Raw genomic sequence first — 14,739 nt, 5'->3', positions numbered from 1 at the left:
TTCCGTCAATGGCTATCAGGCGTTTCGAAAAACGAGTAAAATGTTTAGCTGATACCTCTGCCTCTTCAAGAAGAGCAGACCACATCTGTGTCACTTCTACTAGAACTTGAGGATCTAGAGTCGCAAAGACTCGTTGCAGCGTATCGTGAGACGGAATCCCATTTTCTAACCCCAACACGGTTCGCAAGGAAGACTCATAGGCAGTCCCAAACTCCTCAATTTCATCCCAATATTCTGCACCTGATAGACGCGCAAAGAAAATAAGCAAGACAATATCTGACAATGTGTGCTTAATTTTCCAGGATTCTCTATCATCACGGACACCTATCAAGAAATCCAGTATCTCATTCATAACAAAATCCTCCACTATCTCTAGTATAGCAAAGGATTCGAACTTAGTTTATGAAACTGTTATCTGAAAACTATCTTTTCTTCATGCGTTTGTCGTGGAGATTTTACCCCTATCTATCCTGTGATAGTGCATCTATTTTCGCTTCTAATCGGTGCAAGATGAGATTTTGTTCTTCTATTTTCAAGGTAAGCTCGTCAATTTTAGCATCTCGCTCGCTATCAACGAAGAAGCGGGTAATAATCGCTGTGACCATCCCAAAGGTCGAAATTCCAATCAACATGAGCAGAATTGCAATGGCTTTGGTAATAGCTGTCTGAGGCACAATATCCCCATAGCCAACGGTTGTGGCAGTCACGATAGACCACCAGAGTGCATTTAAAAAGGACTGCTTTTCAACAATTGATAAAACGAGACTTGCCACCATGACCGCAACAAAATTGAGGGCCAAGATTTTATATAAACCACTGGTATTCATCAATTTACGCAGAATGTCCCATAGCTTACTGGATACTGCAATCAGCCGCGTAAATTTGAGCACCCTAAATAATCTTGCAAAACGGGCAATGCGGCCGATTCTGAAAAAGGCTGCAATTTGAACAAATGGGAGTATAGCAATCAAATCAAGAATATTTTTGCGGACATACTCACCTTTATTTTCTGCATAATAGAGATTACTGCTGTAATCAAAAACAAAAATACCCCAAAGTAAGGTATCAAACACATGATACCATAGGCTTTGAGAAGAAACAAGGGCCAACATTTCACTGATAATCAGCAACACGTATAGTACTGCCATCACAATCATCGCAACTTCATAGCGAGAATCCCTAATGATTTTCTTAATCATGGTCCTTCCAAGTGAGCGCCGTTCGCTCGTCTTCCTTCATTTGTGTCATGAGGGCATCAATGCCATCAAATTTAATCATTTCACGAATTTTTTCTAACCAATAAATCGTGATTTTTTCACCATAAATGTAACGTTCAAAGCCAAAAATATGAGCTTCCAAGCGTAACTCTGTCCCATCAAAGGTCACATTCTTCCCAACACTAGCCATAGCACGATAGCGTTGCCCAGCAATGACAACATCTGCGACATACACACCGTCTGCCGGTAGGTGAACCGCATCAAGTGGTGCAAGATTCGCAGTTGGATAACCAATCGTCCGCCCTCTTGCATCGCCATGGACAACGATGCCCCGTGTTTCAAAAGGATAGCCCAATAATTGATTGGCTTCGACTACTCGTCCTTCTTGGACAGCCTTGCGAATCCGAGTAGACGATACTTTTTTGCCGTCTAATTGGACTTCTTCAACTACTTCGACTTCACCATCAAATAGTTCTTTTAATTCTGCAACTGTTGCCCTGGTATTGCCAAAATGATAATCAAAACCAACTACCACGACACTAGCCTGCAAACCCTTAATATAGTTTTCAATAAATGCTTCAGGTGTCGTTGCAGCAAAGGAACTGGTAAAATCTGTCAGATACAGTTGATCAACACCGTACTTTTCAAACAATTGAAAGCGACGCTCTGCGCTTGTCAAATGACGAAGCAAGTCAGGACTAAAGCGGGTAAAAGCCAGACGAGGTGACTCTGGAAATGTCAAAACAGTTACCGTCAAGCCACGTTGATTTGCTATTTCTCGCGCCCTATCTAACAAGGCCTTATGTCCTAAATGAATGCCGTCAAAATACCCCAATACCAATACGGTGTCTCCTTGGGGCTGAATGTCTTTATAATCGTTTATTGTTATCCGTTTCATCATTGTATTATTGTATCATAAAGCTCTACAAAAGACCTAGATAAAAACCTTTCTAGGCTTATAGGAATCTTCTCTTTTTTCTAACATGGCAACTAATTGCCCTTCAAAGAAAGCAGCAAGGACATCTTCTGACCTATCTAGTATCACAAAACGCCCATGTTTTACATCCGTTACTTCTTCTTCTCTCAGCAAAACTTTTGGCACATCACCAATTCCCTGCTCAATCGGTTGCAAAAATGTGAAGTCATTCATTTCCACTAGGTGAGCAATTTCTTCAATGGTCAGCGCATCTGCAATCACCATGCCAGCAGAACCTGTTCGCACGAGCTTGGACATGTGGCTAGCAAATCCCAAATGCGCTCCCAAATCCACCGACAAGGTTCGCACATAAGTTCCTTTACTACAACGCACACGAAAAGAAAAGCGTGCGCAAGCATTCTCAAAAACAAGAGAACTGGTTCGCTCAAACTGATAGATATCCACCTGACGCTCAGGCCGCTCCACTGTTTCCCCAGCTCGTGCATATTCGTAGAGCTTACGCCCATTGACCTTAACTGCCGAATACATGGGAGGAATTTGCGTGATTGTTCCAACAAACCCTTGCATCGCTTGGTCTATTTCTTCCTCCGTTACACTCCTTGGAATCGGAGTGCGCTCCACCACTTCACCAGATGCATCTTCTGTCATCGTTGAAAAACCAAGCGTGATTTCACCCTCGTAGATTTTTCCTTCTTCTTGCATGTATTCGATGAGGCGGGTCGCCTTTCCAACTGCAATGGGCAAGACCCCTGTCACATCTGGGTCAAGGGTCCCACCATGACCAATTTTTTTGGTCTGCAAGATTTTGCGGAGCTTAAACACCACATCATGCGAGGTCATCCCCGCTTCTTTTTTTACATTGATAATTCCTGAAAGCATAGAACTATTATAGCATAGAAATGGAAAATAGGAACTCTTTTAAGACGTTAGACTATATCCCCAGCCAATTCAGCCAAGCATTCCTCTACAAATTGTGCCATCAAGCTAGTAGGAACTAAGGCAACACCAGTCCGATAGGCGCTAAGAACAGTCTCCAACATCTGATAGTATCGTTGAGACAAGTGTCCCTGTACCCATTCTCCACCTTCTTTCTTGGATAAAATCATCTCTTCTCTCACATAGGCCAGTGTCCGACAGAGATTCAAAATAGTGGATACTGGGTCTTGTGCTACCATTGTTAGACTAGCTTCAATATCATACCAGACACTGCCTAAATAGTCTTTTCGAGTAGGAACCTGAAAAACTTTCGGAATCGCCTCCCCATATAAGACAATGCCCTTTTGACAAATGACCATGATATGCGCAGTCAAATCCATATCCACTCCCTGCATGTTTGCACAGTACAAGGAGATATTTTCTCCGGCTGCTTTTCGGTGTTGCATAGAATAATGCAATTGATAGGGCATAGGAAAACGTGGAGGTTTGAGGTCTTTTTTAGAGACAACACTCATCTCAAGCCCTTTTTTGGGACCAAATCGCTCTATTTCAAGTATGGAACAAATGAGTTTTTCTTTTTCTGCTTGCTGCAAGGATTCCTTGACGACCATTAAAACATCAATATCACTTTGTTCCCAAGAAAAACAGCCATAGGCAAGCGAGCCATGCACATATATGCCCACTAGATTAGAGCCTATTTGAGCAACCCATTCATGCTTGATACGATTCAATACTTGGATGATTCTGCTATCCATTTCCATCATCATTTCTCCTCAAGATGATAAGCAAACCCAACTGACTTTTTCTCAAAGCCATAATGTTCATAAAAACGATGAGTAGCCTGTCGTTCTTCCCCCAGACCACTATTTAAGGCTAGGGCTAGATACCCTGATTCTTGAGCGATATGCTTCACCTTATCGAGTAAGGCTGTCGCAATTCCTTGATTGCGATACTGACTATCGACAACCAAGGCTAATATCCTCAAGCTGACTGGGATAGCCGAGCTCTCTTAATAAATGCTGGCAAGCTAGAACATCTTTTCCCTGATAGCTACGAATCATCGCTCCTCCTTTAGGGCATCAAATTTGGCTTTCATGGTTGGGTTTTTGCGAGTTAGCTTTTTAACGGAAACGTCTTCTAATTTATTATTTGCCAGACGCAGTTGATTTTCACTGGTCGTGAGCGCCGCCTTGACTGCTTCCATCCGCTTAATAGCCTTATCAATCTCATCAATGGCTTTTTGGAAATTGGTACTAGCAGACTGGTAGTTTTTGGCAAAGGCATGTTTGAAAGTCTCCAAATCCTCTTCAAAATGGGTAATATCGATATTCTGCTCCCTGACAAGGGCCAACTCCTGCTTATACTTGAGGGCATTCATGGCAGCATTGCGCAAAATCCCAATCAGTTGAATGAAGAACTGGGGCCGGACAACATACATCTTTTCGTATTTGTGGCTGACATCGACAATCCCTGTATTGTAGTAGTCATTATCGGATTCTAGCATGGTGACCAATACCGCATATTCACAGTCTTTTTCCCGACGATCCTTGTCCAACTCCTTGAAAAAATCTTCGTTCTTATGCTTTTTCACCGTGTCATCTGCTTCGTTTTTCATTTCAAACATAATGGAGAGAATTTCTGCTCCATTCTCATCCGCTTCGCGGTAAATATAATCGCCTTTTGAACCACGGCTAGAGACCAGATTATCCTTTTCAAAGTAGGCATTGGGAAAGGCAAGATGACGGACCTTGTTAAACTCTGCTTCTGCATATAATTCCAAACTCTCACCGATTGCCTTAGTCGACTGCTGAGCCTTGAAGTTCTTGTAAAATTCCACCTGTTCATTAGCTGCTTTTAATTGCACTTCAAACTCCTGCTTGGTCGTAGCAAGGGCTAATTCCTGCTTTTGTTCCTGCAGGAGCAACTTGGTCTCAACCGCATCACGTTCTTTTTCCATAGAAGCGAGCGCCAGTTGCAATTCATGTTCCTTTTCTAAGCGGACTTTTTCAATCTGAGCTTCCAGGGCAAGAATTTCTTGCTCCTTTTGGGACAAGGCAGAGCGAATTTCCAGTTCTGTCTTACTTTCAGCCTGTTCTAACTTAGCAGCCAATTCAACGATTTCCTTATCCCGCTTTGCTAGTTGCATTTGTAAATCATTTTTTGCCTTTTCTGTCAGCAATTCGCTCTCACGCGCCAAGCGTTCATGCAATTCTTTTTCAAATTCTGCCCCACGGACTTGGGACAATAGCTGGCTGTACTCTGTTTCATTGACCTGAAAGGCTACCCCGCAGTGCGGGCATGTTAGTGTCTGCATACCTTCTCCTTGTTTCTTTTTCCTGATATATGTCTAGTATAGCAAAAAACACCAGAAAATTCTGATGTTTGTGACTATTGGTGTGATTCTGTCTCCACCTCGCTACTGTCTGCCTTCTCTTCCGTCTCAGTCGGTTGATTCTCAGCTGGTTGGTCCTCCTGTGTCGCTGTTGAAGTAATCTTCCTTTCTTCTGGAACATCTGTTGAATCTGATGTTTTATAGAATGGCTCGTACTCACCATTAACACTTTGGGCGATAATGATACAGTCTTGTTGATAGACAATTTTATCCCCTGAAGTTGGCACTCCTGCTGGAATAAAGCTAATAGCTGCGCCCCATTTATAAGGTACTCCGATTCCTGCTCCATAACGCCTATCTTCCACCGAACCACTAGACAGGGTTACGTCCGTTGACACTGATCCGTCATCTCCTTGAAGAGCTACAAAACCGGTTTTATTGAATACAAGTTTTACTCCACTATACGTTGACCAAGTCCCAGCAACACTTGAAAAATCTCCCTTTGCTAGGGCGGCAACGTTTATTCCAGAAACTTGGGTTTGTACTTCCTCTTTAGCTGCCCCATTTGAAGCTGCTGGGGTCGAAGTCTGATTCTGTTCTGCTGCTTTTTTAGACTCTTCCTTCCTGCTTACTTTTTCTTTGCTAGATGAGGGATTGGCTACGGCTACCTTCTTGCTACTTAGACTAGTTGAGGAGGCCGTAGCCACTGAGTTTTTCGCCCCCTTTGGTTGACAGAATGTCAATGTCAAAACTCCGACAGATACAAGTGCGACAGCCGCAACGCTTACTTTAACACGATTTAATTTTTTTCTTTTCACCATTTTACATCTCCTTATTTTATCTATTCGTATTATCGCATTTAAAAAATAATTTTTCAACAAAATTGTAATATTTTTGTAACAAAAGTAATATTTCTGACAAATCATATAATTCTTCCAAAATTCATTTTAACAATTTCCGTATTTTGTCCATTTTTCAGGTTTAATTATTTCCAATTTAAAGCCTTTCCCTATATAATAATAGGGGTTAAGAGATGTTATAGAAAGGTGGAGATAATGACCTTACCAATTTTTTTGGAGTTGGTGGAAATTAAGGCAAAAACAGCAAGTATCTTGCCCTTTTTGATTGGGATTTGTTTTAGCTACTATGTCTATGGAGAAGTACAGCCCCTCTATGTTGGCTGGTACTTTATCGCAATGCTCTTGTTCAACATGTTTGTCGATGTGTGGGATAATTACAACGACTATCGGCATGCCTTGGACCAAGACTATCAAATAAAGACCAATATTATTGGGCGGGAAAACCTATCCTTGCAGTCAGTAGAATGGCTCATGTTGGTTCTTTTTACTATCTCACTCCTCATTGGATTGATCTTAGCATGGTTTGTTGGTTGGCCCTTACTTATCATGGGAGGATTTTGCTACGCTGTTGGAATCTTTTATTCATCCGGTCCAAAACCCTTATCGAGTCTGCCCTTAGGAGAGGTATTCTCAGGCTTTACTATGGGATTTATGATTCCTCTCATCTGTGTCTACCTCAATACGGCTCCTAACTTTGATTGGAGCTTCACGACACTTACGCGGATTTTTCTGATTTCTCTTCCCAATACCCTCTGGATTGCCAATCTGATGTTGGCCAATAACCTCTGCGATAAGGAAGAAGATGAGCGAAATCAACGCTATACCTTGGTTCATTATATTGGAATCAAAGGAGGACTCTCTCTATTTGCGATTGCAAATGGAATGGCGCTACTCGCTATTGTCTGTCAAGTCTTTTTAGGAATTGCTCCGATAACGAGTTTACTCAGCTTGCTCTTGCTGCCCTTTATAGTGCAGCAAACCAAGCTCTTATGGAAAAAACAAGTTAAATCAGATACATTTCCATGTGCAATTAAGATTTTAGCCTTGGGATCGACTGTTCAAGTTCTCACCTATGCACTGGGAATCGGTTTACTTTAGAAGGAAGTGGAAATACTATGAAAGAAATTCTAGTATTAGGAGCGGGCTACGCTGGCTTGAAAGCTGTCCGTACCTTACAAAAAGAAGCTGGTGATGTTCATATCACCTTAGTCGATCGAAATCCCTATCACTATGAAGCGACTGAATTACATGAGGTTGCAGCTGGTTCTCAACCAAGTAGAAAGATTTCATTTCCAATTCAGGAGGTCCTAGATCCTCAACGAGTGACCTTTATTCAAGATCAGGTTTTGACCATTGATCGCGAAGCACAGACAGTTCAATTACAAACAAGCGGTCTACTCTCCTACGATTATCTAGTCATTGCACTCGGTTTTACCTCCGAAACATTTGGTATTAAGGGGGCTATGGAAAACGCCCTACAAATGGTAGATATTGAAACTGCAGAAGCTATTCATCAGCATATTCTACATCAAATGGCTGCCTATCGTGAAACAAAAGATGAAGGTCATCTTCGCCTCTTAATCTGTGGTGCTGGTTTTACAGGTATTGAGCTAGCAGGTGCATTTGTCGATGAACGCAAACGCTATGCAGACCTTGCTGGAGTTAGCCCAGATAAGATTGAAATTATCTGTGTAGAAGCAGCAACCAGTATTTTGCCGATGTTTGATGATGATTTGCGTGGCTATGCCTTGCAGTTGCTTGATCACTTAGGGATTCGCCTCATGACAGGCTGCATGATCAAAGAAATTGTCGAAGGACAAGTCCTCTATGCAAGAGCCGAAACGGGAGAAGAGCTACAAGCTATCGCTGCTTCAACTATCATCTGGACAACAGGTGTCAGTGGCAGTCCTGTCATGGCAGCATCTGGCTTTAATCAACGCCGTGGTCGTGTTGTCGTAACAAGCGATTTGCGTGACCCTGACCATGACAATGTCTATATCGTTGGAGATGTATCCGCCTTTATGGATCCAAAAACCAATCGCCCTTACCCAACAACTGCTCAGATTGCAACCCAAATGGGGAAACATGTTGCTAAAAATCTACAACATCAATTAAAGGGCGAAGCGCTTGAAGATTTTATCTATCAATCACAAGGAACAGTTGCCTCTATCGGAAATACCCACGCACTCGGACTTGCTTTTGATAAAAAAGTCAAGGGCTACCCCGCTTCTGTTATTAAAAAAGCTATCATGAACAAATCACTTCTGGATATGGGAGGATTGAAAGAACTGTTAGCGCATGGTCGCTTTGACCTCTATCATTAAGCAATAAACGAATCGCATACAAATAAAAATTTTAGGAATGAGCTGTTTTTCAGCTCCTCAATTGGAGGTTATTATGACGATAGAAACATTGGCTCGTCTGCAATTTGCGATGACCACTATCTTTCACTTCTTCTTCGTACCATTTACCATTGGTACAGCCTTTGTGGTGGCTATCATGGAAACCTGCTATGTGGTGACCAACAAGGAAGAATACAAAAAATTAACGAAATTCTGGGGCAACATCATGCTGCTCAGTTTCGCAGTCGGTGTGGTAACAGGAATTATCCAAGAATTCCAATTCGGAATGAACTGGTCTGACTATTCCCGCTTTGTTGGTGATATCTTTGGAGCACCTCTTGCGGTTGAAGCCCTTTTTGCCTTTTTCATGGAATCCACCTTCCTAGGTCTCTGGATGTTCACTTGGGACAACAAAAAAATCAGCAAAAAACTACATGCCGCCTTCATCTGGTTAGTCGTATTTGGCTCCTTGATGTCTGCTATGTGGATTTTGATTGCTAACAGCTTCATGCAACACCCCGTTGGCTATGAAATTGTCAATGGTCGTGCTCAGATGACAGATTTTGGTGCCTTGATTACCAACCCTCAATTTATCTACGAATATAGCCATGTCATTACTGGCGCTATTACCATGGGTGGTATCTTGGTGGCTGGAATGTCTGCCTTCCGACTCTTGAAAAAAGAAAGTCTAACTGAAACTACACAAGCACTCTATAAAAAATCAATCCGTATCGGCTTAATCGTCTCTCTCATCGGATCTATCTCTGTTCTTGGCGCAGGTGATGCGCAGATGCAAGCTCTGATTGAAGATCAACCGATGAAATTTGCAGCTATGGAAGGGGACTATGAGGACTCTGGCGACCCTGCTGCCTGGACCGTTCTTGCTTGGGCAGATGAAGCTAAACACAAACAAGTCTTTGGTGTCAAAATTCCTTATATGCTCAGCATCTTGTCTTACCATAAGATGTCTGGTGCCGTCAAAGGAATGGATACTGCCAATGAAGAATTAATTGCCCAATATGGCGACCGTAACTACTTCCCAATGGTCAACCTACTCTTTTACGGCTTCCGTATCATGGCTGGATTTGGAACCTTGATGCTCCTTGTCTCAGCATTAGGACTCTTTTGGACTCGCAAGAAAAATCCAATCCTCTATGAAAAGAAATGGATGCTCTGGCTGGTTGCTCTCACAACCTTTGCCCCATTTTTAGCCAATACCTTCGGTTGGGTTATCGCTGAGCAAGGTCGTTACCCTTGGACAGTTTACGGTCTCTTTACCATTGAGCAAAGCGTGTCACCAAATGTATCTGTTGCTTCTTTGACCGTATCCAATATTGTTTACTTTATCTTATTCACTGGTCTTGCGACAACCATGATCAAATTGGTCATTCGAGAATTACAGAATGGGCCTGAACATAATGGATGGCACATCGGTGGCTATTCTTCCGTTGATACATTTAATAAGGAGGCATTCTAATCATGAGCAATTTACAATTGTTATGGTTCTTTCTCATTGGCTTACTCTTTTCTGGCTTCTTCTTCCTCGAAGGGTTTGACTTCGGAGTGGGTATGGCTGTTCAATCACTTGCTAAAAATGAGTTGGAAAAAGATCAGATTGTGGAAACCATTGGCCCTGTTTGGGACGGAAATGAGGTTTGGTTACTCACTGCAGGTGGAGCAATGTTTGCATCTTTCCCTTACTGGTATGCTTCTTTATTCAGTGGCTACTATCTCATCTTGTTGGTCATTTTAGTTGGCTTGATTATCCGTGGTGTCTCTTTTGAATTTCGCCACAAAGTTCCTGCTACGCAAAAACAACGTTGGAACTGGACCTTGTCGATTGGCTCTTTCATCGTTCCTTTCTTCTTTGGGGTGATGTTTATCAGCCTCATTCAAGGCATGCCCCTCGATGAAAACGGCAATATGTCTGCCCATTTTGGTGACTACTTCAACCTCTTTTCACTTGTTGGTGGAGTCGCTATGGTACTCTTGACCTACCTTCATGGTTTAAACTACATCAGCCTTAAAACAGAAGGTGATGTCCGTACTCGTGCTCGTGACTATGCCAAAAAACTCTACTTGGTACTCTATCTTGGTTTAGTAGCCTTTGCGACCCTGCTCTTTTTTAAGACAGACTTCTTTGCGCTACACCTTGTACCAACCTTGGTCTTAGTGGTTGCCATTGTCCTTCTTACCCTAGTGGCTCATGTATCTGTTCTAAAAGAGGCTGAAATGACTGCTTTTCTTGCTAGTGGACTTTCCTTGGTGACCGTTGTTGTTCTATTATTCCAAGGGCTCTTCCCTCGTGTTATGATTAGCTCAATCAGTTCAAAATACGATTTGCTGATTGAATCTGCTTCGTCATCCCCTTACACACTTAGCATTATGTCAATGGTAGCCTTAACCTTAGTACCTTTTGTCTTAGCCTATACTGCTTGGACTTACTATATCTTTAGAAAACGGATTAAGTTACCAGTCGTTGGAACGGGGGAACACCATGCTGGATAAAGCTGTGATGCGCTTGTCCGGTATTCATAAACTATTAGGATTGCTTGCAGGATTGGACATCCTTCAGGCAATCTTTATTATCGGACAAGCAACAGGTCTGAGTCAGGCCATTACAGGTGTCTGGGAGGGACAAGCTCTACAAAATCAACATTGGCCTATCCTATGTTTTTTTCTCTCCTATCTAGGGCGACATGGCATCAACTACCTCAAGGATGAACGATTGGATGCTTTTTCTAGCCAGCAAGCGCGTCTTCTACGAGAAAAACTCCTGCAAAAACTCTTTGAATTAGGTCCACATATCGTTCAAAAAGAGGGTTCAGGGAATGTCATCACCATGACCTTAGACGGCATTTCTTTGGTCGAAAATTACCTGCACCTGATTCTCAATAAGATGATGAATATGAGCATCATTCCTTGGATTATTCTAGCCTATATCTGTTATTTAGATTGGAAATCTGGTCTGGTTCTCCTCATTGTCTTTCCCATTATTATCCTGTTTATGATTATCTTGGGATATGCGGCACAAGCAAGAGCGAATCGTCAGTACCAACAATACCAACTCTTGTCCAACCACTTCTTGGATACACTGCGAGGAATTGATACTTTGAAATTCTTCGGTCGTAGCAAGCCCTATGCCAAGAATATCTACCAAACCAGCGAAAATTTCCGCAAAGCAACCATGAGTGCCTTACGAATTGGTATTTTATCCACCTTTGCTCTTGATTTCTTTACCACCTTATCCATTGCGGTAGTCGCAGTTCTTCTGGGACTTCGATTGATCAACGGTCAAATGCTGCTTTTTCCAGCACTAACCATTCTCATTTTGGCTCCAGAATATTTCTTACCTGTACGTGATTTTTCAAGTGACTACCATGCTACCTTGGACGGAAAAAATGCTATGCAAAGTATTCAAGAAATCTTGAATACCACAAGTATTCGTAAAGAACAAATCAGTATTGCACCATGGACGAGAGAAAGCCACTTGGCATTAAATCAGATTTCCATGGCCTACGAGGATAAAAAACTCTTTGAAGGAACATCACTTGCTCTGACAGGGTATCAAAAAATCGGTATTATCGGCATGAGTGGTTCTGGGAAGTCTAGCCTCATCAATCTCTTGAGTGGATTCTTAGCACCTGCCGAGGGTCATATTTGGATAGACCAGCAGCAAATCGAAAATCTTGATCAGGAAGATTGGCGCAAACAACTCCTTTACATCCCACAAAATCCCTATGTCTTTGAAATGAGCCTTCGTGACAACATCACCTTCTATACACCCTCAGCAAGCGATGAGGAGGTGCGAGAAGCAATTTCGGTCGTCGGACTGGATGAACTGATAGCTAGCCTACCAGAAGGTCTTGACACTCGTATCGGAAATGGTGCCAGGCCTCTAAGTGGCGGTCAAGCACAGCGGATTGCCCTTGCTCGTGCCTTTCTTGATAAAGAGCGCCGCATTCTCCTACTCGATGAGCCAACCGCCCATCTTGACATTGAAACGGAGTTAGAGCTCAAGGAAAAAATGTTACCTTTAATGGAGAACCGCTTGGTCTTACTCGCTACTCACCGCCTTCACTGGCTCCACCAAATGGACACTATTTGGGTAGTGGATCAAGGCCAAATCGTGGAAATGGGAAACTACGAAGAACTCCTAGCTCAAAAAGGCAAACTCTATCACCTAAAAACTGCAATGGGAGGAAGTCATGACTAATATTCCTTTATTTCGTGTCATGAAAGATGACCACTGGGTCAAACCATTTTTCAAACAATACAAACTAGCCTTAGTGGCTGCCTTGTTTCTTGGTTTTCTGACCTTCTTTAGTGCAGGCGCTCTGATGTTCATCTCTGGCTTTCTGATTAGTAAATCTGCCTCTCTACCAACCAATATCCTCCTCGTTTACATTCCGATTGTTCTGACTAGAACCTTTGGGATTGCTAGACCAGTCTTTCGCTATTTAGAACGTTTGACGAGTCACAACTGGGTTCTCAAAATGACCTCAAAACTCCGGCTCAAGCTCTATCAGATTTTGGAACAAGATGCAATTTTCATCAAGCGTGATTTTCGTTTAGGAGATGTTATTGGACTCTTAGCAGAAGACATCAATCACCTACAAAATCTTTACTTACGAACCATTTTCCCAATAGTCATCACTTTTATTCTCTACGTATTTATCGTGATTGGGCTTGGCTTCTTTTCTTGGTGGTTTGCACTCTTCATGCTACTTTACCTAGCTATTCTAATTTTTCTCTTTCCTCTAGTATCTGTTCTCGTCAATGGAGCAAGGCAGAGACAAGAAAAAGCCTTGAAAAATGGCCTGTATACAGAATTAACTGACAATGTCCTCGGAATTTCAGACTGGATTTTCAGCCAACGGGGACAAGAATATGTGGCACTCCACGAACATTCGCAAGACCAACTGATGGCTGTACAAGCCAAGATGAGATCCTTCCAAAATAAGCGAGCACTTCTATTTGAAGTAGCTTATGGTGGATTGATTCTTGCTACTTTCTTGTGGGCGGGAAGTCATTTTATTGGTAATCATGGCGGAGAAGCCAACTGGGTAGCAGCTTTTGTCCTATCGCTTCTTCCCATTATCGATGCCTTTGCAGGCTTATCTGCTGCTAGTCAAGAAACCAATAGTTATGCAGATTCGATTGAACGACTCAATGATCTTCCTAGCTTACGACCTAAACCGACCTCAAATCAGCAACCACAAGCTCCTTATACCATTGAGATAAAAGACATCAGTTTTCATTATTCTGGTGATGAGAAGCTAGTCCTTGACCAACTGTCCTTGACTATTCCTCATGGACAAAAGCTAGCCATCCTAGGTCGGAGCGGTTCTGGAAAAAGTACCCTTGCTACCTTGTTGAGAGGGGATTTACAGCCTAGTTTAGGAGAAATTTCTTTGGGCAATGTGCCTGTAGCTTCTATTGGAGAAGATATCCCAGCTTACATCGGGGTCATTCAGCAAGCCCCCTATCTCTTTCGGACTAGCTTGCTCAATAATATCCGTCTTGGAAATGAAAAGGCTAGTCTAGAGCAAGTTTGGCATGTTCTTGAGCGTGTTGGCCTAAAGGAAATGGTCGCAGCCTTGCCACAAGGACTGGACACCATGGTTGACGAAGCTGGTTTGCGTTTTTCAGGGGGAGAACGGCACCGAATTGCCCTTGCTCGTATTCTTCTAAAAGAAACTCCTGTCGTTATTCTAGATGAACCGACTGTGGGGCTTGATCCCATCACCGAAAAGCAACTCCTGACAACCTTTATGGAGGAGCTAAAAGGTAAGACTGTAATCTGGATTACCCACCATTTAAAAGGCATTGAATATGCTGACCGTGTTATCTTCCTCGAAAATGGTAAACTCGAAATGGAAGGCTCTCCAGCCACTCTCGCCAAAACCAGTTCACGCTTCCGTCATCTTAAAGCAGTTGATGATGGAGAAATCGAGCGAAGCTAAAAGAGATTAGAAAACTAATCTCTCAGATTGAAGACAAAGTCCATAGAATTCATTTTCTAAGGGCTTTTCTTTATAAATAGGAGTATAATGAAAGTATCTCATATGAGGAGGATAAGAGCTATGCTTCATAAAGAACAACCAGAATATAA

General features: G+C 42.5%; 14 protein-coding genes. 6 read left to right on the top strand and 8 right to left on the bottom strand.

Annotation, left to right across the window (positions count from 1 at the left end; genetic code table 11):
• The 8 genes from ABPH35_RS08575 to ABPH35_RS08540 all read right to left on the bottom strand — a co-directional run.
• A partial coding sequence (locus tag ABPH35_RS08575) for a transposase family protein (RefSeq protein ID WP_368849736.1) occupies positions 1–352 on the bottom strand: 352 nt, incomplete at its 3' end.
• Between the two features lie 109 nt (positions 353–461).
• Complete coding sequence (locus ABPH35_RS08570) at positions 462–1,199, bottom strand: potassium channel family protein (RefSeq protein WP_349989292.1); 738 nt, start codon at positions 1,197–1,199, stop codon at positions 462–464.
• Positions 1,192–2,115 (bottom strand): bifunctional riboflavin kinase/FAD synthetase, encoded by a 924-nt coding sequence (locus ABPH35_RS08565; RefSeq protein ID WP_349989308.1) that lies wholly within the window; start codon positions 2,113–2,115, stop codon positions 1,192–1,194. The genes ABPH35_RS08570 and ABPH35_RS08565 overlap by 8 nt, the downstream gene beginning before the upstream one ends.
• 36 nt (positions 2,116–2,151) lie before the next feature.
• Entirely contained in the window at positions 2,152–3,033 is an 882-nt protein-coding gene (truB, locus tag ABPH35_RS08560) for a tRNA pseudouridine(55) synthase TruB (RefSeq protein WP_349989294.1), read from the bottom strand.
• Between the two features lie 47 nt (positions 3,034–3,080).
• A complete protein-coding gene (locus tag ABPH35_RS08555) occupies positions 3,081–3,854 on the bottom strand; it encodes a nucleotidyltransferase domain-containing protein (RefSeq protein ID WP_368849735.1) in 774 nt (257 codons plus the stop codon).
• Positions 3,854–4,060, bottom strand: a complete 207-nt coding sequence (locus ABPH35_RS08550; RefSeq protein ID WP_349989296.1) for a GNAT family N-acetyltransferase — start codon at positions 4,058–4,060, stop codon at positions 3,854–3,856. The genes ABPH35_RS08555 and ABPH35_RS08550 overlap by 1 nt, the downstream gene beginning before the upstream one ends.
• Positions 4,061–4,147: 87 nt before the next feature.
• Entirely contained in the window at positions 4,148–5,404 is a 1,257-nt protein-coding gene (locus ABPH35_RS08545) for a DUF2130 domain-containing protein (RefSeq protein ID WP_368849734.1), read from the bottom strand.
• A gap of 74 nt (positions 5,405–5,478) precedes the next feature.
• Positions 5,479–6,243 carry a DUF6287 domain-containing protein gene (locus ABPH35_RS08540; protein WP_368849733.1) on the bottom strand — a complete coding sequence of 255 codons (765 nt, stop codon included), beginning with the start codon at positions 6,241–6,243 and terminating at the stop codon, positions 5,479–5,481.
• A gap of 234 nt (positions 6,244–6,477) precedes the next feature.
• Here ABPH35_RS08540 and ABPH35_RS08535 point away from each other — a divergent pair, with 234 nt between their 5' ends.
• The 6 genes from ABPH35_RS08535 (at position 6,478) to cydC (ending at position 14,590) form a co-directional block, all read left to right on the top strand.
• Complete coding sequence (locus tag ABPH35_RS08535) at positions 6,478–7,380, top strand: prenyltransferase (RefSeq protein WP_368849732.1); 903 nt, start codon at positions 6,478–6,480, stop codon at positions 7,378–7,380.
• Between the two features lie 17 nt (positions 7,381–7,397).
• On the top strand, positions 7,398–8,606 hold the full coding sequence (locus ABPH35_RS08530; RefSeq protein ID WP_368849731.1) for an FAD-dependent oxidoreductase: 1,209 nt from the start codon (positions 7,398–7,400) through the stop codon (positions 8,604–8,606).
• A 73-nt stretch (positions 8,607–8,679) separates the two neighbouring features.
• Positions 8,680–10,101 (top strand): cytochrome ubiquinol oxidase subunit I, encoded by a 1,422-nt coding sequence (locus tag ABPH35_RS08525; RefSeq protein WP_368849730.1) that lies wholly within the window; start codon positions 8,680–8,682, stop codon positions 10,099–10,101.
• A 2-nt stretch (positions 10,102–10,103) separates the two neighbouring features.
• Positions 10,104–11,132, top strand: a complete 1,029-nt coding sequence (cydB, locus tag ABPH35_RS08520) for a cytochrome d ubiquinol oxidase subunit II (protein WP_368849729.1) — start codon at positions 10,104–10,106, stop codon at positions 11,130–11,132.
• Positions 11,122–12,840: a thiol reductant ABC exporter subunit CydD gene (gene cydD / locus ABPH35_RS08515; RefSeq protein WP_349989306.1), complete on the top strand. Its 1,719-nt coding sequence runs from the start codon at positions 11,122–11,124 to the stop codon at positions 12,838–12,840. Before cydB ends, cydD begins: the two co-directional genes overlap by 11 nt.
• Positions 12,833–14,590, top strand: coding sequence for a thiol reductant ABC exporter subunit CydC (gene cydC, locus ABPH35_RS08510; RefSeq protein ID WP_349989307.1), 1,758 nt, complete (start codon positions 12,833–12,835; stop codon positions 14,588–14,590). The genes cydD and cydC overlap by 8 nt, the downstream gene beginning before the upstream one ends.
• Positions 14,591–14,739 lie beyond the last annotated feature (149 nt).

This window comes from Streptococcus handemini (assembly GCF_040984445.1).
Taxonomy (GTDB): Bacteria; Bacillota; Bacilli; order Lactobacillales; family Streptococcaceae; genus Streptococcus; species Streptococcus handemini.
This window is presented reverse-complemented; position numbering and strand designations above follow the sequence as displayed.

Excerpts from the sequence above, each read along its gene's own strand:
- ABPH35_RS08570 (WP_349989292.1), bottom strand. The coding sequence starts at position 1,199 with ATGATTAAGAAAATCATTAGGGATTCTCGCTATGAAGTTGCGATGATT.
- ABPH35_RS08565 (WP_349989308.1), bottom strand. The coding sequence starts at position 2,115 with ATGAAACGGATAACAATAAACGATTATAAAGACATTCAGCCCCAAGGA.
- truB (WP_349989294.1), bottom strand. The coding sequence starts at position 3,033 with ATGCTTTCAGGAATTATCAATGTAAAAAAAGAAGCGGGGATGACCTCG.
- ABPH35_RS08555 (WP_368849735.1), bottom strand. The coding sequence starts at position 3,854 with ATGATGGAAATGGATAGCAGAATCATCCAAGTATTGAATCGTATCAAG.
- ABPH35_RS08545 (WP_368849734.1), bottom strand. The coding sequence starts at position 5,404 with ATGCAGACACTAACATGCCCGCACTGCGGGGTAGCCTTTCAGGTCAAT.
- ABPH35_RS08540 (WP_368849733.1), bottom strand. The coding sequence starts at position 6,243 with ATGGTGAAAAGAAAAAAATTAAATCGTGTTAAAGTAAGCGTTGCGGCT.
- ABPH35_RS08535 (WP_368849732.1), top strand. The coding sequence starts at position 6,478 with ATGACCTTACCAATTTTTTTGGAGTTGGTGGAAATTAAGGCAAAAACA.
- ABPH35_RS08530 (WP_368849731.1), top strand. The coding sequence starts at position 7,398 with ATGAAAGAAATTCTAGTATTAGGAGCGGGCTACGCTGGCTTGAAAGCT.
- ABPH35_RS08525 (WP_368849730.1), top strand. The coding sequence starts at position 8,680 with ATGACGATAGAAACATTGGCTCGTCTGCAATTTGCGATGACCACTATC.
- cydB (WP_368849729.1), top strand. The coding sequence starts at position 10,104 with ATGAGCAATTTACAATTGTTATGGTTCTTTCTCATTGGCTTACTCTTT.
- cydD (WP_349989306.1), top strand. The coding sequence starts at position 11,122 with ATGCTGGATAAAGCTGTGATGCGCTTGTCCGGTATTCATAAACTATTA.
- cydC (WP_349989307.1), top strand. The coding sequence starts at position 12,833 with ATGACTAATATTCCTTTATTTCGTGTCATGAAAGATGACCACTGGGTC.